We start from the raw sequence: 26,341 nt of genomic DNA on the forward strand, positions 1-26,341 counted from the left end.
GGCCGGATAGGAATATGGAGTCTCGATTCGCATGACTTTGCGAGAGCAGTGGGGCCGCTTCGTGAAATGATCGGGACCGCATCGCACAACAACTGGCGCAATAATAGGCTGTGAACTGCCTGTCAAAATCGCTAATCATTCCTTCATAAATTCTACAAACTGGGATGGGCGTACTTACAAGGGGAGCGACCGATGGCAGCGGCGCTACAGATCAATTTTGCACTTTGGGGTATGCTTATCTGCGCGAGCATGGAATTGGCGCAGATGATCCAGAGGTTCTTCTAGAACCCGGCGACCGCATGACCGGCGTAATTTCGCCGGCGCGCTTGCGTGCTAGCTCACGAGCAATGCGATGAGCGTGAAGCTGACGCTTGCGATCACAATCATCGAAACGACGTAGTTACGCGGCCGCGCCGTCCGCGAGGGCGGCGGTCTCGTCGGTCGTAGCGGCGCGATGTCGCGCCGGGCGGGTTCCGTCGGCGCGAGTGCGGCTTCAGCGCCCGAGCCGACATACTTCACATACAGCTCAAGCAGCCGCAGTTCGGACGGCAGGTCCATCAGGCCCTCGCGGTCGCGCCGCGTCAGCAGTTCGAATTCGACGGTTTCCTCGGTGCTCAGTTGGCCAAGGACGATCCGTCCCCGGTCCGACAGGCGGTAGCGAAAATCGATGGGCTGCATAGCGTGCGACCCCTTTTAAAAATGAGCAATCTTGAAAAAAACGGGACCATCCTCGTCCGTGACCACTGCTGAGATCGTGACGCCGCCGCGGCCTCAGTCTGAGCCGCGACCATCATAGACTGCAGGGAAAGGCTGGAAACCGCGTAAATTGTGCAGGCATTGCGAAGCGGTTGAGCGGATTCGGCGTCCGGAAAGTCGAAATTCTGCAAAACTGCTCAATCGTCGGACAGCGGCGGACGCAACCTGGTCACGCGGCTGGTGACCGCCAAGTCCTCACCGACAGCGCGGATAGATCGCGGCGAGGTCGCGCCCCTTCAACAGCAGCAACCGTGAGGTGAGGCCGCCGCGGTGGCTGATCCAGTCGCGCACCGGCCCCGGATAGGCTTGGAGCACCGCGTCGGAGGCTTCCGGCTCGGCATAGAAGCGCCCGCGCCGGTCGACCGAACGCGCGGCATGGAAGCCGAGCACGGCGCGTTTGGTGACACAGATGCGCTCGCCCGGCACGATGCTCAGCACCAGCGTGCAGGCGGACAGGCAGGGACCGTCGATCACCACGCGCTCGCCGCTCTCGCGCACCTTCTCGAATAGGTCGAGGAACGGCCCGACCCGTCCGCCCGGTGACTGGATGATGCGGATTTCGGCGGCAACCGGTGCGGAGGCGAGCAGGGCGGTCGCGAGCATTAGGGCTTTGACCAAAACGGCACGTTGCATCGTACTCTCCGCACATTCGACGTCGTCGGGCGGGCAAAGCGTCGCGCGCCCAACAATGGCACCCAAATCCGGAGACGGTGATGGGCACGGCGCGTCGCGCCTTTGTCCACCCTACAAATCCTGTGCCTACCCGTTGCGGCGCTGGCCGCGCAACGTGGGCAGGCCGATACCCGCTGCATCGAAGCCGCCATCAACGGCCAAAATTTGACCGGTGATGTAGCTCGCGCGTTCCGAGCACAGGAAATAGATCGCTTCCGCGAGTTCCTCCTCGAGGCCGTAGCGGTTGAGCGGAATGGCGTCGTGATAGTCGGCGCGGATCTCCTTGGTGTGCACCTGCTTGGCCATCGCGGTGTCGACCGGCCCCGGCGCGACCGCGTTGACGCGGATGTTGAGCGAGGCGAGCTCGACCGCGAGTTGCTTGGTCAGGTGCGCGAGCCCCGCCTTGCTGGTGCCGTAGGCCGAGCGCAAGGTCGAGGCGCGCACCGCCGAGATCGAGGTGATGTTGACGATGGCGCCGCCGTCGCTGTCGCGCATCAAGGGCACCGCGGCCTTGGTGCAGAGGAACGGGCCGGTGAGGTTGACCTCGAGCACGCGGCGCCAGTCGGCATCCGGCGTCTCCATCAGCGGCGCGAACACGGCGATGCCGGCATTGTTGACGAGCGCGTCAAGCCGGCCGAACCGCCGCTCAATCGTCGTCATCGCGGCGCCGACCGCCGCCGCGTCGGAGACATCGCAGGTCAGCGCGAGCGTCGCCTCGCTTTGGCCGATCTCGGCGACGGCGCGGCCGAGCAGCTCCCCCTCGATGTCGAGCAGCGCCACGCGCCAGCTCTCGCCAAGGAACTTCTTCGCGGTCGCAAGCCCGATGCCGCGCGCGGCTCCGGTGACGAGGGCGACTTTTTGCGGGGCCTGCGGCATTTGCTAATCTGTCCTGTGTTCGAAAGGCTGTTCCCACGCGAGGGCCGGTCTCTTTTACTTCGCTTTGGTCCCGACGAGAAAGGCCCTGGCGATGCCCATCGATCTGGACGAGAACCACTCGACATATTCTTGCGTTCTGCCGGCCGAACGCCTGGCGCGATGTCGGCACGGCCGCCGCTGCATCGTCTTCTAAGCGACGTCTGCCGAGGAGACCGACCGATGCCTGACGACCACGCCCGCCTGATCCGAGACCTCTTCGCCGCCTATCTTGCCAATGACCGGCAACGGGTGAGCGAGGCGCTCGCCGACGACTTCCGCTTCACCAGCCCGTTCGACGACGACCTCGACAAGGCGACCTATTTCGAACGCTGCTGGCGGGACACCGGCTGGATCGCGCGCCACGAGATCGAGCGCATCTTCGTCGTCGGCGACGAGGCTTTCGTCACCTATCGCTGCCTGGCGACCGATGGCAGGAGCTTTCGCAACACCGAGTTCCTCAGCTTCGCCGGCGGCCGGATCCGCCGCGTCGAGGTCTATTTCGGCGCCGCCTTCCAGGACGGCCGGTTCCTGCCGCAGCCGCGCTGAGGCAGGAACTTCCGAGGCATGACCTCCGGAATAATTTTCCGCCACGGTGTCGATTCCATAGCAAGGCATTCGTCTTACAGGGCAGCGCGGGCTGGTTCGGCCCGCTGATCTCCCCCGGATTCCGGGCCTGCGCCTCGCGGCGCATCCCGGAAGGACCAGGTAAGCAAGGAACTGCCCATGCGATTCATGATGCTGATGATCCCGCTCGGCTACGAGACCGCGCCGCCGGACGTGCAACTCGATCCCGAGCGCGTCGCCGCGATGATGCGTTACAACGAGGCGCTGAATGACGCCGGCGTCCTGATCACGCTCGACGGCCTGCATCCGCCCGCGATGGGCGCGCGCGTGTCGTTTGCGACTGGCGAGCCTGTTGTGACCGACGGCCCCTTCACTGAAGCCAAGGAAGTGCTGGGCGGCTACTGGATGATCGAGGTCGCCTCGCGTGCCGAGGCGATCGGGTGGGCGAAGAAGTGCCCGGCCGCGGTCAATGAAGTCATTGAGATCCGGCAGGTGCAGGAGATGACCGACTTTCCGCCGGACGTGCAGGCCGCGGCCGCCGGCTTCGGCGGTCTGAAGAACTAGCCAGAGCGGGCGCGATTGGAATTCGCGGCCGTCATCAACAAAGTCATCAACAGAGGAGAGAACCAATGAGCACCGACACCTATCTCGCCGTCTTCCTCGGCAGCAAGACCAGCCCGAAATGGGCTGCATGGAACGCGATGTCAGACGCCGAGCGCAAGGCGAAGGAACTGGAGGGCATCGCGGCCTGGAAGGGTTGGGCCGAGAAGCATCAAGGCGCGATCCAGGCGATGGGCGGTCCGCTCGGCAAGACCAAGCGGGTCGATGACAAGGGCATCGCCGACATCGCCAACGAGATGGGCGCCTTCACCGTGGTCCGCGCTGCGTCCCACGAAGCGGCCGCGAAGATGTTCGAGAACCACCCGCACTTCGCGATCTTCCCCGGCGAGCGCGTCGAGATCATGCCGGTGCTGCCGATCCCGGGCGGTTAGGGCCCCGCCGTCATTCCGGGGCGCGCGCGAGCGCGCGAACCCGGAATCTCGAGATTCCGGGTTCGGCTCTTTCGAGCCGCCCCGGAATGACGGTGGAAATACGGGTTCACCAAATCCAGCTTGCGCTAGTGACCTTCACGCCCGGCTCATGTAAAGCTCGTTCACATGAGCTGGCGCAAGGAGACGCGCCGCGCCGAGCGCGGCTATCACCACGGCAATCTGAAGGAAGCCCTGTTGCAGGCGGCCCTCGGGTTGATTGCCGAGAAGGGCGCGGCCGGCTTCACCTTCGCCGATGCGGCGCGCATGGCCGGCGTCAGCGCAGCGGCGCCCTACCGGCATTTCCGCGACCGTGACGAACTGTTGTCCTCGATCGCCCAGCGCGGCTTCGAGCAGTTCGAGGCGCGCTTGACCGCGGCCTGGGACGACGGGCGGCCCGATACGGTCACGGCGTTCGAGCGGGTCGGCAGGGCCTATCTTGCCTTCGCCCGCGAGGAGCCGGCGTTCTACAACGCGATGTTCGAGTCCGGCCTGCCGGTCGATGCCAACCCGGCGCTCCAGGCCGCGAGCGAGCGTGCTTTCAACATCATTCGCGCCGCCGCGGAGCGCCTTGCGGCACTTGCACCGCCCGGCACGCCGCGGCCGCCGGCGATGATGATGGCGCTGCACATCTGGTCGATGGCGCATGGCGTGGCCTCGCTGTTCTCGCGCGGCGATGCTGCGCGACGAAAACTGCCGATGTCGCCGGACGAGCTGTTAGAGGCCGAGGTGCTGATCTATCTGCGCGGTCTCGGCTTCCCGACCGACCGCCGTCCGCCCGCCAAAGGCGCCGAGCCGCCGCCGGTGCCTCCGGAGGCATCCTCCGGTTCTGGCGTGCCGCCGGGCGGCCCCTGGGGCAAGCCGAAATAAAATTGCGCAAATAATTCGCCAGGCCTGTCGGGTGGCCGGCTTGACAAAATCGCGGGATGGTCTAGCTATGTAAATGTTATTTACATTCACAACGGCGCAGATGCCGTCATGGAGATGGGAAATGGCCTACACCGCTGATGTCAATCGATGGCGCGGCCCCTCGGACCAACACTATGAGCGCCCCCATATGCTCGACACGCCTTGGCATCCCGGCTGGATCGCCGTGACCATCCTCGGCTTCATCATCTGGTGGCCGATCGGACTTGCCCTTCTCTTTTTCACACTCGGGAGCAGAAAAATGGGTTGCTGGAGCCACCAGGATCGCTGGCAGAACAAGATGGAGCGGATGCAGTACAAGATGGACCGCATGCGCGGCCGTATGGAGCGCCGCGGCTTCGGCTTTGGCTTCGGCCCGCCCTCGAGCGGCAACCGCGCCTTCGACGAATACCGCACCGAGACGCTGCAGCGGCTCGAAGAGGAGCAGGTCGAATTCAAGAACTTCCTCGACCGTCTGCGTCACGCCAAGGACAAGGAAGAGTTCGACCAGTTCATGGCCCAGCACAAGACGCGTCCGACCCCGCCGCCGACCGACCAGCAGCAGGGTTGATCTGGACACCTCTCAAAGCCTTCAGGCGCATGCCCCCAAAGTCCTGATGGCCCCGAGCCGCCCGCCTGCGCATCCCGCAGGCGGGCGGTTTGGTTTTTGGGGGGCCGCTTTGCCTCGCCTCGCTTGCGGGGAGAGGGAGTAGACCGAGCCACTGCTTGGCTACGAGCCGCCAGAACCCAGACCTGTTCATCCGACACCAAGACTTGCGCGTCCCGTCTCACCGGGCGGCGCTACTCATGTTGGACGACAGCATCATGGACCTCTGGACCCGCCTGCTCCTCGGCGTGACCGCCTTCGCGGTGCTGGGTTACATCGGCGTCGTCTATGGCGGCTGCGCGGCCGATCCCGACTGCCATTTCCGCCTGTGTCCCGGCCGGCATTCGCTATGTGGCGTTGATCACGCACATGTGCAGGACCGGTAGAACCCGACTCGCGCCCGGCCCGACCAAGCCCTGACAGCGCACTTGCCGCGCGCCAACAGGGCCGACCATGATGAACGCCGAACGTAAGGAGATCAGACAGCGGCTCGCGCTTCTCGAGCGCGCGTCTGCGCTGTTCGATCGATTCGGCGTCTCAGTGCCGCTCGCGATCGCGTTCCTCAACCACTGGCCGACGGAGATCAAGTCCTATCAGGACCTCGTGACCACCGATGCCTGGAAGATCTTTCTCAGCTGCGCCCTCTACGAGCTTGCCGCGTTCGCGCTGCGGCGCGCCGTCAAGTTTGCGACAGCGGACCTTGCCCCATGATCCTGCTCCGCGATTTCGCGCTTTACGTCCTGCCGGCCCTCGTCGCAGGCGGCGGCTGGCTGTATGCACTGTGCCTGCGCAAGCGGGCGCGGTCGGGCCGCGCCCCCGAGCGGCGTTACGTCCCCCCGGCATCACTGGCGCCTTGATCCGGACCGCCTATATTCGCCTGCACAAACGAAGGGCGCACCGGAGGCGGCGATGGCGGAGGCTGCGATCATGGCGAGCGACGGCCTCTGGCAACGGGTCCGCGGCGAGGCGCAGCGCGCGGCGGATGCCGATCCCGTCTTCGGCAAGGCGCTTGCCGGCACCATTCTCGCTCATGATGATTTCGCCGCGGCCTTGTCCGATCTGATCGGACGCCGGCTCGGCGGCAGCGCAGCCGAGCGCGCGCGCTTCTCGGCCTTTTCCTTCGATGCCTTTCGCGGCTCGCCAGATCTGATCGAGGTGGCCGGCCGTGACTTGCAGGCGATCGCGATCCACGATCCCGCCATCGCCGACCTGTTGCCGCCGCTGCTGCATTTCAAGGGCTATGTCGCGCTGCAAGCCTGGCGCGTCTCGAACTGGCTCTGGCACCATGACCATCGCGATGCGGCGCTGCTGTTCCAGAACGAAGCGTCGAATGCGCTGCAGGTCAGCATTCATCCGGCCGCCAGCATCGGATCGTCAGTCTATCTCGACCACGCCACCGGCATCGTGATCGGCGCCAACGTCGTGATCGGCGACGAGGTCACCATCCTCCAGAACGTCAGCATCGGCCGCGGCAGTGAACTGCCGACGCGCTCGCCGCGGATCGGCCGCGGCATCTATATCGGCGGCGGTGCGACCATCCTCGGCGACATCAGGGTCGGCGATTTCGCCAAGATCGGCGCCGACGCGCTCGTGACGTCAGACGTTCCTGCTGGCTGCACGGCCGTCGGCAATCCCGCGCGGCTGACCAACTGCCCCGAACCTGCCTCGGCGGCCTGATCCCATCATTGTACGGAGCGACCCCATGAAGACCGCAATCGTGATCGGTGTCGGCCCGGACCGCGGGCTCGGGGCCCGGCTCTGCAAGCGCTTTGCGGCCGATGGGCTCAAGGTGATCGTCGCGGGCCGCACGTTGTCCGCGTTGCAGGCGGTTGCAGACGACATCATCAAGGCGGGCGGAGCGGCCGTGCCCATCGTCGCGGACGCGACCAGCGAGAGCGACGTTGTCGCTCTGTTTGATGCCGCCGGCGAAGACCTCGATCTCGCCATCTACAACGCCGGCAACAATACGCCCGGCAAGATCATCGAGATGGACGCCGACTATTTCGAGCAGGCCTGGCGCGTCGTGTGCTTCGGCGGCTTTCTGTTCGGCCGCGAGGCGGTGCGTCGCATGGTGCCGAAGAAGGCGGGCACGCTGCTCTTCACCGGCGCCAGCGCCTCGCTGCGCGGCCGCGCCGGCTACGGCGCCTTCAACGCGTCCAAGGCCGGCCTGCGCACGCTGGCCCAGGCCATGGCGAAGGAATATGCGGGCGACGGCATCCATGTCGGCCATGTCGTGGTCGACGGTGCGATCGCTGGCGACAAGATCTTTTCGCGCTTTCCCGATGCGGCGAGCCGCGAAGACAGCCTGATCGACATTGAAGGCATCGTCGATGGCTTCGCGTTCCTCTACCGCCAGCCCGAACGCGCCTGGTCGTTCGAACTCGATGTGCGGACCTCGAAGGAGAAGTGGTGAGGGGGCGGCCCTCGACCATTTCTACCCCGTCAGTGCCCGGGTATGACCGTCGTAGGGGCGGCGTAGACGATCAATACCCGTCCGCCAGTCCACTGTTGCGGCGTGGATCGTTCGCCCCGTAGTAGCGATTGTTGCCGACTTGCTCGCCGTTAAGCGACGGCGCGCCGACGATGATCACCGCGAGGTGGTTCGCCGGTTGCGGCGGCCCGAATTTGTGGCCCATGACCTCGAGAATCTTGCGCGTGTCCGGCGACAGCGCATAGTCCTCGACATTGGTCAGGTCCGGCAGCCATTGCTGGTGGATGCGCGGCATGTCGACGGCTTCCTGTGCGTTCATGCCGTAATCGATCGCGTTGATCATGGTCTGCAGCACGGCCGTGATGATGCGGCTGCCGCCGGGCGTGCCCACCACCATGACGGTCTTGCCGTCCTTGGTGACGATGGTCGGGCTCATCGAGGACAGCGGCCGCTTGCCCGGAGCGATGGCATTCGCCTCGCCCTGCACCAGGCCATAAAGGTTCGGCACCCCGACCTTGGCGGTGAAGTCGTCCATTTCGTCGTTCAGGAGCACGCCGGTCTTGGCCGCCGTCACCTTGGCGCCGAACCAATCGTTCAGCGTGTACGTGACCGATACCGCGTTGCCGTCCTTGTCCGCGATTGAATAATGCGTGGTGTTGCTGCCCTCGTGCGGCGCGACGCCCGGCTTGATGTCCTTGGATATCCCGGCCTTGTTCGGATCGATCACGGCGCGGATATTGGCTGCGTAATTCTTGTCGAGGAGGCGGTCGAGCGGATTCTTCACGAAATCCGGATCGCCGAGATAGCTGTTGCGGTCCACGTAAGCATGCCGCATGGCCTCGATCTGCACGTGCACGGCCTGCGCGGAATGATAGCCCAGCTCCTTCAGAGGATAGCCCTCCAGGATATTGAGGATCTCGCAGATAATGACGCCGCCCGAACTCGATGGCGGCGCGGAAATCACGTGATAGCCGCGATAGTCGCATTCGACAGGTGCGAGCTCGCGCGTCTTGTAGCCGTCGAGGTCGTCCTGCGTCAGCAGGCCCTTGCCGGCCTGGCTCGATGCCACGATGGCGCTGCCGACCCATCCCTTGTAGAAACCGTCGGTGCCCTTGCTGCTGATCTCGCGCAATGTCTTGGCGAGCTCCGGCTGCATCAGCCTCTCACCCACCTGGAACGGCTGACTGTTGTTGAGGAAGATGGCGGCCGTTGCGGGATCGTCTCGAAAATCCGCGGTGGCGGTACGCAACAGGTCGATATCGCCCTGGTCCAGCGCAAAGCCCTGCTCGGCGAGCTGGATCGCGGGGGCGAGCAGGTCGGCGCGCTTCATGGTGCCGTACTTTTCGCGCGCATATTCCATCCCCGAGACGGATCCTGGCACGCCGACAGCCAGATGCCCCTTGGTCGAAAGGCCCTTGATGACGTTGCCGTCCTTGTCGAGATACATGTTCGCAGTCGCGCCCTTGGGCGCCGTCTCGCGGAAATCGAGGAAGGTCTTGCGGCCGTCGGCGAGCTGGATCGTCATGAAGCCGCCACCACCGAGATTGCCGGCGGCCGGATAGACGACGGCCAGGGCATAACCGACGGCCACCGCGGCATCGACGGCATTGCCGCCGCGCCTGAGCACATCGACACCCACCTGGGTCGCCAGATGCTGCGCGGACACCACCATGCCGTTTTGCGCGGCGACCGGCGCGACCGACGCCGCACGCACGGCGCCGAATGTGACGAGGCTGACCGATACGATCGCTGCGGCCATCCACCGCACATTGGATTGTGGTTTTGGCAAGGGACGCTCCTCGGGCTGGCCGGTGATGCCGGCATATTATTGTCAGCGAACTCAGCCTGTCAGCTCGTGCCCGCCGTGAGATGCGAGATGGAGCATGTGGACGTGGTGTAGCTGTGGCGCACGCTACGCCTTCTGCGATTTCGGGCTGGGCAGGGGAGGAGGTTCCAGAAGGGGCGTCCGCTGTGCAGTGTCGTAGCGCCATGAGTCCCATTGCGCTCCCTCCCGCCTTGGGGTCGCCTTGGGGGGGAGGGAACCGGCCTCGCCAGTGGCACCTGGCTCCGGTCCGTCGGCCGCCATGTACCGCCATGTCCCGCAGCAAAACGGCCAACCGTCTGTGCCGCCTGCCTTTCCGGCAGCCAAATTCAGCTCCGGTAACCCCGCATTAACTATCGCCGGGCTCTGGTAAGGGTGGACAATCGCGCCCATAAGCCGTCGTCGAGGCCCATAGTTTTGACATCTTGGCAGGGAATGCAGGCGGCCGGCTTTGGACGAGCCCCCTGCACCCCAGAAAGACAAGGCTTTGAGCGGGCTTGCCGGCCGCGCCGGTTCTAGCGCGGCAGTTGGGGAACCGGCGGTCATTTGCTGCCGCGGAACATCGGGTAACGATCGCCTTGAGAGGATACAGCTTATGAATCCGGCCGACGTGGCTCAGTCAGCCCTTCCGGTTGCCGCTTCCGCGGACGTGTCGCTGATCGCGCTGTTCTGGCAGGCTCACTGGATCGTGAAAGCGGTGATGCTGGGACTTTTGTCCTGCTCGGTCTGGGTCTGGGCGATCGCCATCGACAAGATCTTCCTGTTTGCCCGTACCCGCCGCTCGATGGACCGTTTCGAGCAGGTCTTCTGGTCCGGCGAGTCGATCGAGGAGCTCTATCGCACCCTCTCGGCCAAGCCGACGCATTCGATGGCGGCCTGCTTCGTGGCGGCGATGCGCGAGTGGAAGCGCTCGTTCGAGAGCCACGCCCGCTCGGTCGCGGGTCTCCAGATGCGCATCGACAAGGTGATGAACGTCTCGATCGCGCGTGAGGTCGAGCGCCTGGAGCGCCGGCTGCTGGTGCTCGCCACCGTCGGCTCCGCCGGCCCCTTCGTCGGCCTGTTCGGCACGGTCTGGGGCATCATGTCGAGCTTCCAGTCGATCGCAGCGTCGAAAAATACCTCCCTGGCGGTGGTCGCCCCCGGTATCGCCGAGGCGCTGTTTGCGACCGCCGTCGGCCTTATCGCCGCCATTCCTGCCACTATTTTCTACAATAAGTTCACCTCCGAGGTGAACCGGCAGGCCCAGCGGCTCGAAGGCTTCGCCGATGAATTTTCAGCCATTCTGTCGCGTCAGATCGACGAGCGGGGCTGACGGACGGCATGTATAGTGTGAAGGGCAATTTGGGCACCAGACCATGGGCATGAACGTCGCGAGTTCGTCCGGAGGCGGCGGCCGCCGCAGCCGGCGCAAGCCGGTCATGGCCGAGATCAACGTCACGCCGATGGTCGACGTGATGCTGGTGCTGCTCATCATTTTCATGGTGTCGGCGCCGCTGCTCACGGTCGGCGTGCCGCTCGACCTGCCGCAGACCCAGGCCAAGAGCCTCGAGCAGAACGATCAGAAGCCAATCCAGATGTCGGTCGACATCAAGGGCAAGGTGTTCATCAACGACTCCGAGATCGCGATCAACGAGCTGGTGCCGAAGCTGAAGGCGATCACGGACGCGCGCGGCGGTCTCGAGGAACGCATCTATCTGCGCGCCGACAAGAAGGCGGATTACGGCACGGTGGCCAGGGTGATGGGCCTGTTGTCCGGTGCGGGGTTCAAGAAGCTGGCGCTCGTCACGGAAGCGGACCAGGGGTAAGCCGTGAAGGTGAACGTCGACAAGACACTCGTTGCGTCGATTGCCCTCCATGTCCTCGTGCTTGGATGGGGGCTGGTCACCTTTAGCAGCAGGGCCTACGTCGCGCCGGAAGAGTCGCTCCCGATCGACATCATCTCCTCCGATCAGCTCGCGAAGATGATGTCGGGGCAGAAGACCGGCGAGAAGGACAAGCCGAAGCCCAAGGTCGAGAAGATCGCCGAGCCCAAGCCCGAAGAGGACGCCGTCGGGAAGGTCACCGAGAAGAAAGAGCTGATCAAGACCAACGCGACGCCCGAGCCGCCGCCGAAGCCCGTCGAGAAACCGGTCGAGAAGAAGCCCGAGCCGCCCAAGCCCGTCGCCGAGGCGAAGCCGAAGGAAGAACCGAAGCCGCAGGAAAAGAAGCCTGATCCGGCCAAGGAAGATCCGATCGCCGAGCTGCAGAAGAAGCTGGAAACGAAGAAGCCGCCGCCCAAGCCCGTGGAGCAGAAGGTCGCGGCGGTGCAGCCGCAGCAGCAGCCGAAGCCCAAGGAGCGCAGCTTCGATCCCGCGCAGATCCAGCGCGACCTCGACAAGCGCGCTGCGACCCGGCATGAACTCGCTGGAACGGCGCTGAATGCGTCGGCGTCGCTGGGATCGACGACCGGGACTGCCGCCAACAACGTTGCGACCTGGCGAGGTGCGTTCCAGGGCGCGGTCAAGCGCTGCTTCACGCCCACCTATAACGGACAGGACGCCGATCAATACGAAGCCGACATCGACATTCCCATGAAGATCGACGGATCGCTGGCGTCCGAGCCCATCGTGGTTGCGGTGAGAGGACCGTCGCGGTCGATTGCCCAGGCGGTGGCCGAGAGCGCCAAGCGCGCCATCGTGCAATGTCAGGTCTATTCGTTCATGCCGAAGCAGCAGTACGAGAGCTGGAAGCTCATCCCGATGACTTTCGGCCTGAAAGACATGTTGTGACATCCGAACAAAAGAATTTTGCAATGAATGACGCTCGATCGATCACCCGCCGCCGCTTCATGACCCTGACCGGGTCGGGACTTGCGATGCTTGGGGGCGGACATGCGTTCGCTCAGGGCCAGCCGCGGCTCCGCATCGATCCCACCGAATTCCAGCCGGTCCCGATCGCGATCACCAACTTCCTGCCGGGCTCACCGTCGGACGGCGACGTCGGCAACGGTGTCACGCAGGTCATCACCAACAATCTGAAGCGCTCTGGCCTGTTCGCGCCGATCGACCAGGCCGCGTTCATCGAGCGCATCAGCAACATCGACGTCGCGCCGCAATTCCAGAACTGGAAGACCATCAACGCCCAGGCGCTGGTCACCGGCCGCATGACGCGGCAGCCGGACGGCAGGCTGAAGGCCGAATTCCGCCTCTGGGACGTGGTCTCCGGCCAGCAGCTTGCCGGCCAGCAATACTTCACCTCGCCGGAATACTGGCGCCGCATCGCCCATATCATCTCCGACCAGATCTACGAGCGGATGACCGGCGAGAAGGGCTATTTCGACAGCCGCGTGGTTTTCGTGGACGAGACCGGGCCGAAGGAGCGCCGCGTCAAGCGGCTCGCCATGATGGACCAGGACGGCGCCAATGTGCGCTATCTGACCCGCGGCTCCGACCTCGTGCTGACGCCGCGCTTCTCGCCGAACTCGCAAGAGATCACCTACATGGAGTTCGGCCAGGGCGATCCGAAGGTCTATCTCTTCAACATCGAGACCGGCCAGCGCGAGATCGTCGGGAACTTCCCCGGCATGACCTTTGCGCCGCGCTTCTCGCCGGACGGCCAGCGCGTCATCATGAGCCTGCAACAGGGCGGCAACTCCAACCTGTTCGTGATGGATCTGCGTTCGCGCTCGACCACGCGTCTCACCGACACGCCGGCGATCGACACGTCTCCGTCTTACTCGCCGGACGGCACCCGCATCTGCTTCGAGTCCGATCGCGGTGGCCGGTCGCAGATCTACGTCATGGCCGCGGGCGGGGGAGCTGCGCAGCGCATCTCCTTCTCCAAGGACGACACCAACGCCACCTATTCGACGCCGGTGTGGTCGCCGCGCGGCGACTACATCGCCTTCACCAGGCAGGGCGGCGGACAGTTCTCGATCGGCGTCATGAAGCCGGACGGCAGCGGCGAGCGGTTGCTCACCTCCGGCTTCCACAACGAGGGCCCGACCTTCTCGCCGAACGGCCGCGTGCTGATGTTCTTCCGCGATCCCGGCGGCAGCGGCGGACCGTCGCTGTACAGCGTCGACATTTCCGGCCGCAACGAGCTGAAGGTGCCGACGCCGGGCTTCGCCTCCGACCCGGCATGGTCGCCGCTGTTGTCGTCGACGGCTGGTCAATAGATCGCGCGTTTGGACGCGCGATCTTTTCGAAAAATCACGCCGATTTTTTCGGGTTCTGCGCGCGCGGCAAGCTTTCCTTCACCTTGCGCTCGGCAACGCTTGCCTAGTTGCTTGATATTTCAGCGGAAATCGGTTCGCTATTGCCGAAAAACAACCCGACTTTAACGATGTTCCCTCAGGAAAGCTTCACCTGGGCTGAGTAAAAGTACGCTCCAAACAGGACGCGTAACAAGCCGATGCAACTGGCCGACCAGAAGCAGAGCGATCGAGACGAGCTGGAGCCGATACTCTACGCCGCTCTCATCAACTCTATGGTGCAGAATTTCTGGGCGATTTTCCTGGGCTCGGCCTCCGCGGCCGTGGCCGCGGTGATGACTGCGCTGAAGACCGGCGACGTCTGGCTGTGGCCGATCGCGTTTCTCCTGATCGCCATCGGCACCGCGCGCGCATTCCAGATGCGCGGATACGAAAACCGGACGCAGGGACTGTCATTCGAAGAGGCCAAGCATCTGGAGCCGCGTTACTGGATCGGCGCGCTCAGCTATGCGGCGGTGCTCGGCATATGGGCCTTCGTCGTCATCTACAACAACGAGGATCCGGTCGCCGACATGCTCTGTGTCGCCATCGGCATCGGCTACACCGCCGGCGGCGCCGCCCGCAATTACGGCCAGCCCCGGGTGATCCAGTGGCACGTCGCGCTCGCCTGCGGTCCGATGTCGCTCGCCCTGCTGCTGCATGGCGGATTCTACCACATCGGTCTTGCGATCCTGCTCGTGTTCTTCTTCATCGGCCTGAAGAACATCAACCTCAGCCTGCACGCGATCTTCGTCAAGGCGCTGACCTCTAGCTTCCGCGAATCCGCGCTGGCGAGCCAGTTCGATACCGCGCTCAACAACATGCCGCACGGGCTGTGCATGTTTCGCGCCGATGGGCGCCTTGCGGTGATGAACCATCGTTTCGGCGAGCTGATGAGCTTGCCCGAGGATCTGGTCAAGCGCGGCGCCACCGCCGTCGATATCGTGTCGGCCTGCGTCGCCGCAGGCTCCATCTCGGCGGAGAGCGGCAACCAGATCCTGGCCGAGATCGAGCACGCGCGAATCCGCGAGATCGCCACCGCGGATCCCAATCCCGCGCGGGGCCGCTCGCTCGCCTGGACGTTCCAGCCGATGACCGGCGGCGGCACCGTGCTGCTGCTGGAAGACATCACCGAACGCACCAACGCGGAAGCCCGGATCAGCCATCTCGCCCGCTATGACGACCTCACGGCGCTGCCCAACCGGGTCTCCTTCCGCGACGAGATCGAGCGGCTGCTGGCGATTTCGCACCATGCCGAACGGCTCTCCGCGCTGCTGTTCGTCGACCTCGACCAGTTCAAGCAGGTCAATGACACGCTGGGTCATCCCTGCGGCGACCAGCTGCTGTGTGCGGTCGCCAACCGCCTGCGCGAGATGCTGCGGCCGGAGGATTTCGTCGCCCGCTTCGGCGGCGACGAGTTCGTCGTGTTCCAGCAGGACATCAGCTCGCCCGAGGATGCCGCAAGCCTCGCCCGCCGCATCGTCGAGCGGCTGAGCGAGCGCTATCGCATCGACAATCACCTGGTCGAGATCGGCGCCAGCGTCGGCATCGCGCTGACCTCGCCGGATGGCATCAGCGCCGATACGCTGCTCAAGAACGCCGACATGGCGCTGTACCGCGCCAAGGCCGACGGCCGCGGCACCTTCTGCTTCTTCCGCGACGAGATGGCGGCGACCGTCGAGGCCCGCCGCATCCTCGAGCTCGACCTGCGCAAGGCGCTCGCCAACGAGGAGTTCGAGCTGTTCTACCAGCCGCTGGTCAATCTCAAGTCCGGCAAGATCACCACATGCGAGGCGCTGCTGCGCTGGAATCATCCGGTGCGCGGCACGGTCTCGCCGGTCGACATCATCCCGGTCGCCGAGGACATGGGCCTGATCGTCGATCTCGGCCGCTGGATCCTGCGCCGCGCCTGCATGGAATGCATGAAGTGGCCCGAGGGCGTCAGCGTCGCCGTCAACTTCTCGCCGCAGCAATTCCACCAGCGCGACGTGCTGAGCGAAATTCGCTACGCGCTGGAGGTCTCGGGCCTGCCGGCGCATCGGCTGGAGATCGAGATCACCGAGTCCTCGCTGTTGCGCAACACCCAGCTCACCCACGACATCCTCTCGCAGCTGCATGCGCTCGGCGTGCGCATCTCGCTCGACGATTTCGGCACCGGCTATTCGAGCCTCAGCTACCTGCACAATTTCCCGATGCAGAAGGTGAAGATCGACCGCTCCTTCCTCGAAGGCATCGACACCGACCGGCCGCTGACGCTGTTGCGCGGCGTGGCGCGGCTGTCCGCCGACCTCGGCATGGCGGTCGTGGTCGAGGGCATCGAGACCAACGAGCAGCTCGAGCTGATCAGCGCCGACGGCACCGTCTCCGAGGCGCAGGGCTATCTGTTCAGCCGCCCGGTGCCCGCCGTGCGGATGCGCCAGCTCCTCAACGCCTCGCATGGACGGCGCGACGAAGCCCTGCTCCAGGTCGTCGGCTCGCGCTCCTTCGCTTAAGTCCGCGTCCGAGAATTTCCCGTCGTTTCAGTCTGTTGCCCGGGCACCGTAGTGCTACGGGGGGATTAACCCTAACACTTCGATTGCTTTGCTTCGTTGTTAAGAAGCTGTTAATAAATCATCACGCGCGTGGAGGTTGTTCCCGCGCGCATGCGGTGAGCGGTGGTGGGTAAGGAGTTGGAATGCAGTCCTCAGCCAGAGCGATCATTTCGGCTGTAGGACGGGGCGCCGAGCTCCTGACTGACGTCGATTATCATCTCGCCGACACGGTCGCGGAGAAGGAGAAGATCTACAATCTCCGCTACCGCGCCTATCTACGCGAAGGCGCCGTCAAGGAATCCGCGGACGCGCGCGTCACCGACCAGTATGACGAATTGCCGAACGCGTGGACCTTCGGCGTCTATCTGCACGGCGAGCTTTGCAGCTCCGTGCGCATCAGCGTGCTGACATCGGAGTGGCGGCAGTCGACCTCGGCCGATGTCTTTCCCGAGATCCTGCTGCCGCGACTCGATCGCGGCGAGGTCATGATCGACCCCACGCGGTTTGTCGCCGATCCCGACCAGGTGAAGCGGGTTCCGGAATTGCCCTACCTGACGACCCGGCTCGCCTACATGGCCTGCGAGCATTTCAATGCCGATCTTGGCCTTGCGATCGTGCGTCCCGAGCATCAGGCCTTCTACCGGCGGGTGTTTCTGCACGAGACCATTGCCGAGCCGAGGCTGGTTCCCGGTCTCACCAAGCCGTTCGGACTGATGGCGGCGGATTTCCCGACCTTCCGCAAGAAGGTGTTCGAACGCTATCCGATCATGCGGTCCACCGCCTTCGAGCGGCGGATGCTGTTCGGGCGCAGCGCGCAGCGCCAGGCGCCGCAGCAGCCGCTGCGGGTGCCGGATGCCGCTCACGCCTGATTCCCGGCGGGCCGCCTGACGAAGGTGCTCCGGGATTTCCCGGGGCTCAGGCCCAAAATTCAAGCAAAGCCAGCGATTTTGCCGGTGAACGCGGCTTGCTTTCACCCTCGCGCCACATTTACAACCCATTAACCATGACGGGTGCTTTTCGCCGGTGGGGGGCATTTGACCGGCTCTGGCAACATCCCATCAAGGTTGACGGAACGTTCGCTTAACCAACCCCCTGTAGACCGGACAGCAGTGGACTAACGCGAGCGTGGAGGCTCCGGAATGAAACATCCTATGCGTATCCTCCAGGGATTGAAGCTGGCCGCGGTGCTTGCCGTCGCGCTGTCGATGGGCGCCTGCGCCAACAAGAACTCTGCTGCGGATGCGATGGCCAACGCGGCGACGCCGGGCAGCCAGCAGGACTTCGTCGTCAACGTGGGCGACCGCGTGTTCTTCGAAAGCGACCAGACCGATCTGACCCCGCAGGCGATCGTGACCCTGGAGAAGCAGGCGCAGTGGCTGCAGACCTATCCGCGCTACTCCTTCACCATCGAAGGTCATGCCGACGAGCGCGGCACCCGCGAATACAACATCGCGCTCGGTGCCCGCAGAGCCCAATCGGTGCGTTCGTTCCTCGCCTCGCGCGGCATCGATGCGAACCGCATGCGCACGATCTCCTACGGCAAGGAGCGGCCGGTGGCCGTCTGTAACGACATCTCCTGCTGGTCGCAGAACCGCCGCGCCGTCACCGTGCTGAACGCGAGCTCCTGACGCTTCAAGTCAGGCGCCGTTCATCTTCAGAATTCGATTATGCCGGCGCCCTCACGGGCGCCGGTTTCGTTTCAGCGATCTGTGACAGAAACCCCGTGGTGCCAGTCACATTTTTGGCGTACTCCCCTTCAATGTGTGGCGCGTCGAATGTTCCGTCGCAGGCCATTTCGCTTTCGTCGTCAGGGCAAGATGTCATCCAGATTTAAGGTCTTTACCGGCACCGTGGCGACCGCCGCGCTGCTCTCCTTGTGTTCGCCTGTCCTCGCGCAGTCGGACGATGACCCCGAGATGCGGATCGAGCGGCTGGAGAACCAGCTGCGCCAGCTCACCGGCCAGAACGAAGAATTGCAATACCGCAACCGCCAGCTCGAAGAGCGCCTGCGGGCGCTCGAAGGCGGTGCGCAAGCTGCGCCCGGACAGGCGCCGGTGCAGCCCAGTGTCGCCGCCGTGCCACCCGCGCAGGCTGCGCCGGCCTATCGCCAGCAGCAGCCGCAACCCGCCCAGCCGAATTACGAGCAGCCGCAGATCGCGTCTCCCCCGCCGATCGTTCAGGAGCAGCCGGCGCCCGGTGCCCCCGGCACGCGCCGCCGTGGCGATGCCTTTGACCCCAGCCAGAATCCGAGCGCGCCCGGCGCGCCGCGCGCGCTCGGCGGCGGCCAGCAGCCGATGTCGGCGGGAGTCCCTGGCGGAGCGCCCGGAGGGCGCAACGCCGGCGAGCCGCTCGATCTCGCCAACACCAGCCCGCGCTATCAGCAGGGCGTGCCGCCGGCAGCCCAGCCCGGCTATCCGCCGGTCCAACAGGGCTCTCCTGCGCCAGCCGCCGGCACCGGCCTGACCACCCTGCCGCCGTCGGCGACGCCGCGCGACGAGTTCGATCTCGGCATCGGCTACATGCAGCGCAAGGACTATGCGCTCGCCGAGCAGACCATGAAGAACTTCGCGCAGAAATATCCGAGCGACCCGCTGCTCGGCGACGCGCAATACTGGCTCGGCGAGAGCTACTTCCAGCGCCAGCAATATCGCGACTCCGCGGAAGCCTTCCTCGCCGTCACCACCAAATACGAGAAGTCGGCCAAGGCGCCGGATGCGCTGCTGCGGCTCGGCCAGTCGCTGGCCGCGCTGAAGGAGAAGGAGGCCGCCTGCGCCGCCTTCGGCGAGGTCGGCCGCAAATACCCGCGCGCCTCCGCCGGCGTCAAAGCCGCCGTCGACCGCGAGCAGAAGCGGGTGAAGTGCTGACCGCGCAGCGTTGATCGCTGACAACGCGGATGGTGCTGCGCTAAACAGTCGGTCCATCCGCTGGCGATTGCTGGGCAGCGTCATGTCAGACGACGACAATTCTCCGATCTCCGCGCGCGAGGCGAAGCAGCTCTTCGCCGAGTTGAAAAGTGCGCCCGCACTGGTGCTCGCGGTGTCCGGCGGGCCCGACTCGATCGCGCTGATGTGGCTCGCCGCGCGCTGGCAGCGCAGCCTTGCGCGCGGCCCGCGTCTCACCGTCGTCACCGTCGATCATGGCCTGCGGGCCGAGGCGGCGCGCGAGGCGCGCGAGGTGAAGCGGCTCGCTACCGAGCTCGGCCTGCCACACCGGACCCTGCGCTGGCGCGGCGCCAAGCCGAAGACGGGACTGCCCGCGGCCGCGCGCGAAGCCCGCTACCGCCTGCTCATGCAGGCCGCGCGCAGCGCCGGTGCGAGCCATGTGCTGACCGCCCACACCCGCGACGACCAGGCCGAGACGCTGTTGATGCGCCTCGTCCGCGGCAGCGGACTTGCCGGGCTGTCGGCGATGGCGCGCCTCACGGAGCGCGACGGCATCGTGCTGGCGCGTCCGCTGCTCGACGTCCCGAAGGCGCAGCTGATCGCGACCCTGAAGCGCGCGAAGATCGGCTTTGCCGATGATCCCACCAACCGCGACACCGCCTTCACCCGGCCGCGGCTGCGCGCGCTGTTGCCGCAGCTCGCGGCCGAGGGCGGCGACGCCCGCAGTCTGGCGCGGCTCGCAGCCAGGCTGGCGCGCGCCAATGCGGCGGTGGAGGTGCTGACGGACGGGGCCGAGCGCTTCCTTCGCTTGAGGGATCGCGACGATGCGCCGCATGGGCCGGATATGCGAAGCTTTGAGGCCGGCGCGTTCGCCACCCTACCGGAGGAGGTCCGGCTGCGGATGCTGCTGCGGGCCATCAACGCGCTCGGGCACGAGGGGCCGGCGGAACTCGGCAAGGTCGAAACCCTCCTGGCCGCGCTCGATCAGGCCATCGCTGCTGGTATGGCCGCAGCTCCCCGCGCAGCCGTAAATGGCCGGCCGGTCCTGAAGCAGACCCTTGCGGGAGCCTTGATCAGCCTTGCCGGCGGGCGTATCCAGATCGCGCCGGCGCCGGCCCGGCGGCGCAAGGGCGATAGAGGCGGATCATGACACCGGCTGTTTCGAGGCAGCGCCGTCAGGTCACCTTAACCAGGCAGGAAAAACCCCGGGTAGGTCGCCATTATTTCAGCGGGAATCGCCCTAAGATGGGATAAATAGTCCCATCTCGTTCCCTTGGCAGCGACCGGGGCGGCACCTAAATTGTATGCGTCTAACCGAGAGGATTCCTTGGGGATTTCCTCGTACTGCCCAAGGATTCAGGCCGCGATCCGCGCGACCACGAAGGAAGATCGATGAACGCCAATCTGCGCAATTTCGCCCTCTGGGTCATCATTGTCTTGCTGCTGTTGGCGTTGTTCACGCTCTTCCAAAATCCGGGTCAGCGCGCCTCCTCGCAGGACATCGCCTTCTCCCAGCTCCTGAGCGAGGTTGACCGCGGCAATGTGCGCGACGTCGTGATCCAGGGGCCTGATATCCACGGCACCTTCACCAACGGCTCCAGCTTCCAGACCTATGCGCCGAACGACCCGACGCTGGTCAAGCGCCTCTATGACAGCAAGGTCCAGATCACCGCGAAGCCGCCGGGCGACAACGTGCCCTGGTTCGTCTCGCTGCTGGTCTCCTGGCTGCCCTTCATCGCGCTGATCGGCGTGTGGATCTTCCTGTCGCGGCAGATGCAGGGCGGCGCCGGCAAGGCGATGGGCTTTGGCAAGTCGCGTGCGAAGATGCTCACTGAAGCGCATGGCCGCGTCACCTTCGAGGACGTCGCCGGCGTGGACGAAGCCAAGCAGGACCTGCAGGAGATCGTCGAATTCCTGCGCGACCCCGGCAAATTCCAGCGCCTCGGCGGCCGCATTCCGCGCGGCGTGCTGCTGGTTGGCCCTCCCGGCACCGGTAAGACCCTGATCGCGCGTGCGGTCGCGGGCGAAGCCAACGTGCCGTTCTTCACCATTTCGGGTTCTGACTTCGTCGAGATGTTCGTCGGCGTCGGCGCGAGCCGCGTCCGCGACATGTTCGAGCAGGCCAAGAAGAACGCCCCCTGCATCATCTTCATCGACGAAATCGACGCTGTCGGTCGTCATCGTGGCGCCGGTCTCGGCGGCGGCAATGACGAGCGCGAGCAGACGCTGAACCAGCTGCTGGTCGAGATGGACGGCTTCGAGGCGAACGAGGGCGTGATCCTGATCGCCGCCACCAACCGTCCTGATGTGCTCGATCCCGCGCTGCTGCGTCCCGGCCGCTTCGACCGTCAGGTCGTGGTGCCGAATCCGGACGTTGTCGGCCGCGAGCAGATCCTCAAGGTTCACGTTCGCAAGGTGCCGCTGGCGCCGGATATCAACCTCAAGACCATCGCGCGCGGCACCCCGGGCTTCTCCGGCGCCGACCTGATGAACCTCGTCAACGAAGCTGCGCTCACCGCCGCCCGCCGCAACAAGCGGATGGTGACTCAGGCCGAGTTCGAGGAGGCCAAGGACAAGGTGATGATGGGCGCCGAGCGCAAGTCGCTCGTCATGACCGAGGAAGAGAAGCTCTTGACGGCCTATCACGAGGGCGGCCACGCCATCGTCGGCCTCAACGTGCCCGCGACCGATCCGATCCACAAGGCGACGATCATCCCGCGCGGCCGTGCGCTGGGTATGGTCATGCAGCTGCCCGAGCGCGACAAGCTGTCGATGTCGCTGGAGCAGATGACCTCGCGCCTCGCCATCATGATGGGCGGCCGCGTCGCCGAAGAGCTGATCTTCGGCCGCGAGAAGGTGACCTCGGGTGCTGCCTCCGACATCGAGCAGGCCACGCGCCTTGCCCGCATGATGGTGACGCGCTGGGGCCTGTCGGAAGAGCTCGGCACCGTCTCTTACGGCGAGAACCAGGACGAGGTGTTCCTGGGCATGTCGGTGTCGCGGACGCAGAACGCGTCCGAAGCGACCGTCCAGAAGATCGACTCCGAGATCCGGCGTCTGGTCGAGGAAGGCTACAAGGAAGCCACCCGCATCCTCACCGAGAAGCACGGTGATCTTGAGGCGCTGGCCAAGGGCCTGCTCGAGTTCGAGACGCTCTCCGGCGACGAGATCGTCGATCTGCTCAAGGGCAAGAAGCCGAACCGCGAGTCCGTGCTCGAGCCGACCACGCCGCGCGCCTCCGCCGTGCCCCCGGCCGGCAAGTCGCGCCCGCGGCCCGATCCGGATCCGGGCCTGGAGCCGCAGCCGCAGGCGTAACGCCTCTCGCGTCGTGGCCGGCTATTCCGGCAAACCGTTAGTGCAAAAGCTCGGCATCAAGCCGGGCTTTTGTATTTTCGTGGACGGCCTTTCGTCGGCCTATCGCGATGTCGTCGGTGAATTGCCCGATGATGTGAAGATCGCAAAGACCGCCAAGGCGCCGCTCGACATGGTGCATGTCTTCGCGACCGAAGCCAAAGGCTTTGCGGTCAAGCTGCGCAGCTACCGCAAGGCGATCGCACCTGATGGGATGATCTGGGCGTCATGGCCGAAGAAGGCCTCGGGCGTCGCGACTGACGTGACGGAAACGCTGGTGCGCGAGACCGCGCTCGCGAACGACCTCGTCGACATCAAGGTCTGCGCCGTCGACGACGTCTGGTCCGGCCTCAAGCTCGTGATCCCCGTGAAGGACCGCCCGGCGAAGAAGTAGGCTGGGCAAAGGCGCGCACGCGCCGTGCCCATTCTGATTCCGGAGTATGAGGCGGTGAAGGCTGGGCGATCGCCGCTGTTCAAGTCCCGTAGGGTGGGCAAAGGCGCCTTTGCGCCGTGCCCACCACCTATCGGCAAGCGAGACAGAAGTCGTGGGCACGCTTCGCTTTGCCCACCCTACGATATTTCACTTCGCCGCGGCTCCCGCCCTCTCGCCGCGCCGCCCGAGAAAGCGCAGCACATCGTCGTTGAACTGCTCCGGATCCTGCAGAAACGAGAAGTGACTGACCTCCGGCTGGATCAGCAGGCCGGCGCCCGGGATGTTCGCCGCCATGAACTCGGTGTTCTCGCGCTTGATCGCCTCGTCGTGATCGCCATCCACGATCCAGGTCGGGACCTTGATCGCCGCGAGATCCGACGCCGTCCATTTCGGCTGGCTCTCCCACATCTTGGTAATCTCCGCGACGAAGCTCTTGTACTCCGTCGGGGTCGGCGAGAGACGCTTGTACTCCTCGCCGGCTCTGGCGATGTAGGCGTTGAAGACGTCGCTTGACGCAATATCGGCAACGCCCGACGGATCCGAGTTGGCCGCGAAAGCGAACAGCTTGGTGACCCGCTCCGGGTGCTTCATCGCGATGTCGAGGCCGATGATCGCGCCGTCGCTCCAGCCGACGATCGCGGCCTTCCTGATCTTGAGATGGTCGAGCAGCCCGACCACGTCCGAGGCCATCAGATCGTAGCCATAGGGCTCCTGGTTGCGGCTGCTGCGCCCGTGCCCGCGGCTCTCCATGACGATGACCTGATTGCGCCGTTGCAGCGCACGGACCTGGTGACCCCAGTAGTTGGCGTTGGCGAGGCCGCCATGCAGCAACAGCACCGGCTCCCCGCGGCCGAACACGGCGTACCAGACCTTGATGCCGTTGACGGGCGCGAAGCCGCTCTGCGCCGCCTTGGGCAAGGTCGGCGTCGGCGGCAGGCTCAGCCATTGCGGCGCCGCATGCGCAGCATTGATCGAGACCATGACGAGAAGGGCGGTGAGGAGTTTGCGAAACATCATGACACGTCTTCCTGTTCGTCCACCGGACATTAGCGCATGACAAAGTGGCGGCGTCACGTTCCAAGACAAAAACCAGGGCGCGGGCTTTCGTCCCTCCCTCGCGTTCCACAAACAAACGACGCTTTCCGTATTTGAACGACCAGATCGCGCCTAGTGGCGAGTCCGCCATCACGGCGAGCTTGTCCAGCACACCATGTCGGCCCACCTCCTGCCGCACCGGCCGCACGATGCACCGGCCAATGATGGAGATCGACTATGACTGGACTTAAGATCCTCGCTGCCGTGGCTGTGTTGTCGGCCCTGACTGCAACCACCGCCTACGCGCAATCCGGTTTTGCGAGCAGTCATCCGGACACGTACGAAGCGGAGAACCCCAATCGCAACCTGAATGGCACGCTGACGCCGGCGGGCCGGCTGGGCCTCGAGTTGCCGGACGGCGCGGCTCCCGCGCAAGGCGCCGACAGCGCCATGGCTCGCGCGGACGGCGCCGCTTCCCGTTCTTGCTCCGGGCGTTACCGGTCCTTCGATCCGGCGACGGGCACCTATCTCGGTCTGGACGGCAACCGCCATCCCTGCAGGTAAGGCAAAGCGGCAAATCACCGGATCAATTGGACCTCCGGCCGCATGGCCGGAGGACTCCATGCAAGATGCTGCCGGGATGAAGCTGGAGTCGCGTCCTCACTTCGACGATTTCGCGGCCGCGCTGTCGTCCCGCACATGGATCACCGCGATGTCGTCGGCATAGATTCGCTTCCAGCCCTTGAGCTGATCAAGGATCTGGGGGCCGGGCGCATCGGCAACCAATAGCGTCGCGTCGATCTTGTACTCATCCAGCAGGCGCGGAAGCAGCTCGGGCTTCTTGCCCTCGGTCGCCTTGAAGAAGTCCATCACGAATTTCTCGCCATAGAGCTCGGCGCGGCCGTCGACGTAGACGGGGATGTCGCGCGAGATCAGGTAGCCGCCGAACTGATAGGCATTGAAGATGCGCTGGACCTTGCGCTGCTCGAGCAGGTCGACGGCGGCAACCGGCGTCTGCGTCATCGTGAAGGTGAAGCGGTGGTGCCCCATGTAGAGCGAGGTCGAGGTCCAGCCTGCGGCCACGATCATCAGCGCGCCAAGCGCGGTGACATAGTGGGCCGGCCAGCGGTCGGTGCCGGTGGAGTCCGGCTGCGGGCGCGGGACCAACTCGCCGAGCGGCTTCGCCAGCACCAGCGGCACCAGGAAGGCAAAGGCCTCGATGCTCCTGACATGGGTCAGCGCGCTCCAGGTCAGGAACAGGATCAAAAAGATCCTCGGCGCCGAGAGCACCAGGCCGCGATAATAGCCGAAGGCGATCAGGCCGAGCAGCGCGCCTTCGAACGAGGTGAACGTGGCAAAGTTCGCCGGCATCCATTCGAAGATCAGCGACAGCAGCTCGCCGAGGCTGAGGATGTTGGTCGCGCCCAGCAGCGTCTTCCAGCCGTACGGCGTGCAGCAGCTGGCGATCACTGCGCCGATGCCGAACAGCACCCAGCGCATGAACAGTCGGAGCCGTTGTCCCTTCTCGGCATGCTCGACGGCCTCGAGCGAGATCGGACCGATCAGCGCCAGGCCGAGCACGAAGCCGCCATGCAGGTTCGCCCAGAGCGCCATCAGCGGCAGCCAATACCAGGACGGCGCACGCCTGCGGTCGGCGGCCGCCATCAGCAGGCCGACCCACGCCACCATGACCGGCAGCGCCAGAATATGCGGGCGCGCCAGGACGTGGTGCAACGACAGCAGCAGCGCCAGCATCGCAAACAGCACTGCCCGCGGTGCCTCGATCTGCGCGTCGAGCAGATAGACGAAGATTGCGGCCGTGAGCGCGGTCGCCATCGCGGTGAGGATGACGGGACCCGCCCAGTCCCATTGCGCATGGGAGAAGGCGAGCAGCACTTGCGACAGCCACGACGTCGAAATCCACGGCGCGCCGGCCCGCGTGAAGGAATAGAAATCCGTGGTGGGCACGGCGCCGTGATCGAGGATCCATTGCCCGACCTTGATCTGCCAGAACGAGTCGGAGTCCTGAAGCAGCGTGTCGCCGACATAGAGGAAGAACAGATAGGCGCCTGCACCGACGCACAGCGGCACCAGGGCTCGCGCGCGGCCCTGCATCGCGATGCTGTTGGCAAAGGAAAGGGACATTCCGCCTCGTCGTCCTGTTGTTCTTGTCGGTT

At 65.0% G+C, this 26,341-nt stretch carries 28 protein-coding genes; 22 read left to right on the plus strand and 6 right to left on the minus strand.

The genetic code is table 11. From position 1 onward, the window contains the following. Positions 1-333 precede the first annotated feature (333 nt). From AB5K84_RS09990 to AB5K84_RS10000, 3 genes are all read right to left on the minus strand, one after another. Positions 334-678 carry a hypothetical protein gene (locus tag AB5K84_RS09990; protein ID WP_011089902.1) on the minus strand — a complete coding sequence of 115 codons (345 nt, stop codon included), beginning with the start codon at positions 676-678 and terminating at the stop codon, positions 334-336. Positions 679-951: 273 nt separating this feature from the next. Next, positions 952-1,389: a hypothetical protein gene (locus AB5K84_RS09995; RefSeq protein ID WP_011089901.1), complete on the minus strand. Its 438-nt coding sequence runs from the start codon at positions 1,387-1,389 to the stop codon at positions 952-954. Positions 1,390-1,515: 126 nt separating this feature from the next. Next, positions 1,516-2,304 carry an SDR family NAD(P)-dependent oxidoreductase gene (locus tag AB5K84_RS10000; RefSeq protein WP_011089900.1) on the minus strand — a complete coding sequence of 263 codons (789 nt, stop codon included), beginning with the start codon at positions 2,302-2,304 and terminating at the stop codon, positions 1,516-1,518. 219 nt (positions 2,305-2,523) lie between these two features. Between AB5K84_RS10000 and AB5K84_RS10005 the strand changes: the two genes are divergently transcribed. From AB5K84_RS10005 to AB5K84_RS10050, 10 genes are all read left to right on the plus strand, one after another. Beyond that, positions 2,524-2,889 (plus strand): nuclear transport factor 2 family protein, encoded by a 366-nt coding sequence (locus AB5K84_RS10005; protein WP_028173001.1) that lies wholly within the window; start codon positions 2,524-2,526, stop codon positions 2,887-2,889. 177 nt (positions 2,890-3,066) lie between these two features. Beyond that, a complete protein-coding gene (locus AB5K84_RS10010; RefSeq protein WP_011089898.1) occupies positions 3,067-3,471 on the plus strand; it encodes a YciI family protein in 405 nt (134 codons plus the stop codon). 65 nt (positions 3,472-3,536) lie between these two features. Continuing rightward, the gene (locus AB5K84_RS10015; protein WP_011089897.1) at positions 3,537-3,899 is read left to right on the plus strand and encodes a hypothetical protein; all 363 of its coding nucleotides are present in this window, start codon (positions 3,537-3,539) and stop codon (positions 3,897-3,899) included. Positions 3,900-4,064: 165 nt separating this feature from the next. Continuing rightward, positions 4,065-4,805 carry a TetR/AcrR family transcriptional regulator gene (locus tag AB5K84_RS10020; protein WP_011089896.1) on the plus strand — a complete coding sequence of 247 codons (741 nt, stop codon included), beginning with the start codon at positions 4,065-4,067 and terminating at the stop codon, positions 4,803-4,805. A 121-nt stretch (positions 4,806-4,926) separates the two neighbouring features. Further along, entirely contained in the window at positions 4,927-5,412 is a 486-nt protein-coding gene (locus tag AB5K84_RS10025) for a DUF2852 domain-containing protein (RefSeq protein WP_028173002.1), read from the plus strand. A 236-nt stretch (positions 5,413-5,648) separates the two neighbouring features. Continuing rightward, positions 5,649-5,834, plus strand: coding sequence for a hypothetical protein (locus tag AB5K84_RS10030; protein ID WP_011089894.1), 186 nt, complete (start codon positions 5,649-5,651; stop codon positions 5,832-5,834). A 70-nt stretch (positions 5,835-5,904) separates the two neighbouring features. Beyond that, positions 5,905-6,159, plus strand: coding sequence for a hypothetical protein (locus AB5K84_RS10035; RefSeq protein ID WP_231166635.1), 255 nt, complete (start codon positions 5,905-5,907; stop codon positions 6,157-6,159). Then, positions 6,156-6,305, plus strand: a complete 150-nt coding sequence (locus AB5K84_RS10040) for a hypothetical protein (protein WP_167771257.1) — start codon at positions 6,156-6,158, stop codon at positions 6,303-6,305. The genes AB5K84_RS10035 and AB5K84_RS10040 overlap by 4 nt, the downstream gene beginning before the upstream one ends. A gap of 52 nt (positions 6,306-6,357) precedes the next feature. Continuing rightward, entirely contained in the window at positions 6,358-7,125 is a 768-nt protein-coding gene (locus AB5K84_RS10045; RefSeq protein ID WP_011089893.1) for a serine O-acetyltransferase, read from the plus strand. Between the two features lie 25 nt (positions 7,126-7,150). Further along, a complete protein-coding gene (locus AB5K84_RS10050) occupies positions 7,151-7,861 on the plus strand; it encodes an SDR family NAD(P)-dependent oxidoreductase (RefSeq protein ID WP_011089892.1) in 711 nt (236 codons plus the stop codon). Between the two features lie 70 nt (positions 7,862-7,931). Here the strand turns inward: AB5K84_RS10050 and ggt are convergent, their stop codons facing one another. Continuing rightward, entirely contained in the window at positions 7,932-9,638 is a 1,707-nt protein-coding gene (ggt, locus tag AB5K84_RS10055) for a gamma-glutamyltransferase (protein WP_038965496.1), read from the minus strand. A gap of 658 nt (positions 9,639-10,296) precedes the next feature. Here ggt and tolQ point away from each other — a divergent pair. The 11 genes from tolQ (at position 10,297) to AB5K84_RS10110 (ending at position 23,090) form a co-directional block, all read left to right on the plus strand. Next, positions 10,297-11,013: a protein TolQ gene (tolQ, locus tag AB5K84_RS10060; RefSeq protein ID WP_011089890.1), complete on the plus strand. Its 717-nt coding sequence runs from the start codon at positions 10,297-10,299 to the stop codon at positions 11,011-11,013. A gap of 43 nt (positions 11,014-11,056) precedes the next feature. After that, complete coding sequence (gene tolR / locus AB5K84_RS10065; protein ID WP_011089889.1) at positions 11,057-11,506, plus strand: protein TolR; 450 nt, start codon at positions 11,057-11,059, stop codon at positions 11,504-11,506. Between the two features lie 3 nt (positions 11,507-11,509). Further along, the gene (locus AB5K84_RS10070; protein ID WP_011089888.1) at positions 11,510-12,469 is read left to right on the plus strand and encodes a cell envelope integrity protein TolA; all 960 of its coding nucleotides are present in this window, start codon (positions 11,510-11,512) and stop codon (positions 12,467-12,469) included. A 23-nt stretch (positions 12,470-12,492) separates the two neighbouring features. Beyond that, entirely contained in the window at positions 12,493-13,857 is a 1,365-nt protein-coding gene (gene tolB / locus AB5K84_RS10075) for a Tol-Pal system beta propeller repeat protein TolB (protein WP_028173006.1), read from the plus strand. 236 nt (positions 13,858-14,093) lie between these two features. After that, complete coding sequence (locus AB5K84_RS10080) at positions 14,094-16,424, plus strand: putative bifunctional diguanylate cyclase/phosphodiesterase (protein ID WP_011089886.1); 2,331 nt, start codon at positions 14,094-14,096, stop codon at positions 16,422-16,424. A 182-nt stretch (positions 16,425-16,606) separates the two neighbouring features. Further along, positions 16,607-17,332: an N-acyl amino acid synthase FeeM domain-containing protein gene (locus AB5K84_RS10085; protein WP_011089885.1), complete on the plus strand. Its 726-nt coding sequence runs from the start codon at positions 16,607-16,609 to the stop codon at positions 17,330-17,332. Positions 17,333-17,602: 270 nt separating this feature from the next. After that, on the plus strand, positions 17,603-18,091 hold the full coding sequence (gene pal, locus AB5K84_RS10090) for a peptidoglycan-associated lipoprotein Pal (RefSeq protein WP_011089884.1): 489 nt from the start codon (positions 17,603-17,605) through the stop codon (positions 18,089-18,091). Between the two features lie 189 nt (positions 18,092-18,280). Continuing rightward, positions 18,281-19,327: a tol-pal system protein YbgF gene (ybgF, locus tag AB5K84_RS10095; protein ID WP_028173009.1), complete on the plus strand. Its 1,047-nt coding sequence runs from the start codon at positions 18,281-18,283 to the stop codon at positions 19,325-19,327. A gap of 82 nt (positions 19,328-19,409) precedes the next feature. Beyond that, a complete protein-coding gene (gene tilS / locus AB5K84_RS10100) occupies positions 19,410-20,495 on the plus strand; it encodes a tRNA lysidine(34) synthetase TilS (RefSeq protein ID WP_011089882.1) in 1,086 nt (361 codons plus the stop codon). A 242-nt stretch (positions 20,496-20,737) separates the two neighbouring features. Continuing rightward, positions 20,738-22,660 carry an ATP-dependent zinc metalloprotease FtsH gene (gene ftsH, locus AB5K84_RS10105; protein ID WP_011089881.1) on the plus strand — a complete coding sequence of 641 codons (1,923 nt, stop codon included), beginning with the start codon at positions 20,738-20,740 and terminating at the stop codon, positions 22,658-22,660. 40 nt (positions 22,661-22,700) lie between these two features. After that, the gene (locus AB5K84_RS10110; RefSeq protein WP_441232391.1) at positions 22,701-23,090 is read left to right on the plus strand and encodes a DUF3052 domain-containing protein; all 390 of its coding nucleotides are present in this window, start codon (positions 22,701-22,703) and stop codon (positions 23,088-23,090) included. Positions 23,091-23,276: 186 nt separating this feature from the next. On the opposite strand, the gene AB5K84_RS10115 is transcribed toward AB5K84_RS10110, so the two are convergent. Further along, positions 23,277-24,146: an alpha/beta fold hydrolase gene (locus tag AB5K84_RS10115; RefSeq protein WP_197535735.1), complete on the minus strand. Its 870-nt coding sequence runs from the start codon at positions 24,144-24,146 to the stop codon at positions 23,277-23,279. A 255-nt stretch (positions 24,147-24,401) separates the two neighbouring features. On the opposite strand from AB5K84_RS10115, the gene AB5K84_RS10120 reads away from it, so the two are divergent. Next, a complete protein-coding gene (locus AB5K84_RS10120; RefSeq protein ID WP_011089878.1) occupies positions 24,402-24,728 on the plus strand; it encodes a BA14K family protein in 327 nt (108 codons plus the stop codon). 96 nt (positions 24,729-24,824) lie between these two features. Here the strand turns inward: AB5K84_RS10120 and AB5K84_RS10125 are convergent, their stop codons facing one another. Further along, complete coding sequence (locus AB5K84_RS10125) at positions 24,825-26,309, minus strand: hypothetical protein (RefSeq protein WP_011089877.1); 1,485 nt, start codon at positions 26,307-26,309, stop codon at positions 24,825-24,827. Positions 26,310-26,341 lie beyond the last annotated feature (32 nt).

Origin of the sequence: Bradyrhizobium sp. 1200_D9_N1_1, assembly GCF_052075915.1 — a bacterium.
Taxonomy (GTDB): domain Bacteria; phylum Pseudomonadota; class Alphaproteobacteria; order Rhizobiales; family Xanthobacteraceae; genus Bradyrhizobium; species Bradyrhizobium diazoefficiens.

Excerpts from the sequence above, each read along its gene's own strand:
- AB5K84_RS09990 (WP_011089902.1), bottom strand. The coding sequence starts at position 678 with ATGCAGCCCATCGATTTTCGCTACCGCCTGTCGGACCGGGGACGGATC.
- AB5K84_RS09995 (WP_011089901.1), bottom strand. The coding sequence starts at position 1,389 with ATGCAACGTGCCGTTTTGGTCAAAGCCCTAATGCTCGCGACCGCCCTG.
- AB5K84_RS10000 (WP_011089900.1), bottom strand. The coding sequence starts at position 2,304 with ATGCCGCAGGCCCCGCAAAAAGTCGCCCTCGTCACCGGAGCCGCGCGC.
- AB5K84_RS10005 (WP_028173001.1), top strand. The coding sequence starts at position 2,524 with ATGCCTGACGACCACGCCCGCCTGATCCGAGACCTCTTCGCCGCCTAT.
- AB5K84_RS10010 (WP_011089898.1), top strand. The coding sequence starts at position 3,067 with ATGCGATTCATGATGCTGATGATCCCGCTCGGCTACGAGACCGCGCCG.
- AB5K84_RS10015 (WP_011089897.1), top strand. The coding sequence starts at position 3,537 with ATGAGCACCGACACCTATCTCGCCGTCTTCCTCGGCAGCAAGACCAGC.
- AB5K84_RS10020 (WP_011089896.1), top strand. The coding sequence starts at position 4,065 with ATGAGCTGGCGCAAGGAGACGCGCCGCGCCGAGCGCGGCTATCACCAC.
- AB5K84_RS10025 (WP_028173002.1), top strand. The coding sequence starts at position 4,927 with ATGGCCTACACCGCTGATGTCAATCGATGGCGCGGCCCCTCGGACCAA.
- AB5K84_RS10030 (WP_011089894.1), top strand. The coding sequence starts at position 5,649 with ATGTTGGACGACAGCATCATGGACCTCTGGACCCGCCTGCTCCTCGGC.
- AB5K84_RS10035 (WP_231166635.1), top strand. The coding sequence starts at position 5,905 with ATGAACGCCGAACGTAAGGAGATCAGACAGCGGCTCGCGCTTCTCGAG.
- AB5K84_RS10040 (WP_167771257.1), top strand. The coding sequence starts at position 6,156 with ATGATCCTGCTCCGCGATTTCGCGCTTTACGTCCTGCCGGCCCTCGTC.
- AB5K84_RS10045 (WP_011089893.1), top strand. The coding sequence starts at position 6,358 with ATGGCGGAGGCTGCGATCATGGCGAGCGACGGCCTCTGGCAACGGGTC.
- AB5K84_RS10050 (WP_011089892.1), top strand. The coding sequence starts at position 7,151 with ATGAAGACCGCAATCGTGATCGGTGTCGGCCCGGACCGCGGGCTCGGG.
- ggt (WP_038965496.1), bottom strand. The coding sequence starts at position 9,638 with ATGGCCGCAGCGATCGTATCGGTCAGCCTCGTCACATTCGGCGCCGTG.
- tolQ (WP_011089890.1), top strand. The coding sequence starts at position 10,297 with ATGAATCCGGCCGACGTGGCTCAGTCAGCCCTTCCGGTTGCCGCTTCC.
- tolR (WP_011089889.1), top strand. The coding sequence starts at position 11,057 with ATGGGCATGAACGTCGCGAGTTCGTCCGGAGGCGGCGGCCGCCGCAGC.
- tolB (WP_028173006.1), top strand. The coding sequence starts at position 12,493 with ATGAATGACGCTCGATCGATCACCCGCCGCCGCTTCATGACCCTGACC.
- AB5K84_RS10080 (WP_011089886.1), top strand. The coding sequence starts at position 14,094 with ATGCAACTGGCCGACCAGAAGCAGAGCGATCGAGACGAGCTGGAGCCG.
- AB5K84_RS10085 (WP_011089885.1), top strand. The coding sequence starts at position 16,607 with ATGCAGTCCTCAGCCAGAGCGATCATTTCGGCTGTAGGACGGGGCGCC.
- pal (WP_011089884.1), top strand. The coding sequence starts at position 17,603 with ATGAAACATCCTATGCGTATCCTCCAGGGATTGAAGCTGGCCGCGGTG.
- ybgF (WP_028173009.1), top strand. The coding sequence starts at position 18,281 with ATGTCATCCAGATTTAAGGTCTTTACCGGCACCGTGGCGACCGCCGCG.
- tilS (WP_011089882.1), top strand. The coding sequence starts at position 19,410 with ATGTCAGACGACGACAATTCTCCGATCTCCGCGCGCGAGGCGAAGCAG.
- ftsH (WP_011089881.1), top strand. The coding sequence starts at position 20,738 with ATGAACGCCAATCTGCGCAATTTCGCCCTCTGGGTCATCATTGTCTTG.
- AB5K84_RS10115 (WP_197535735.1), bottom strand. The coding sequence starts at position 24,146 with ATGATGTTTCGCAAACTCCTCACCGCCCTTCTCGTCATGGTCTCGATC.
- AB5K84_RS10120 (WP_011089878.1), top strand. The coding sequence starts at position 24,402 with ATGACTGGACTTAAGATCCTCGCTGCCGTGGCTGTGTTGTCGGCCCTG.
- AB5K84_RS10125 (WP_011089877.1), bottom strand. The coding sequence starts at position 26,309 with ATGTCCCTTTCCTTTGCCAACAGCATCGCGATGCAGGGCCGCGCGCGA.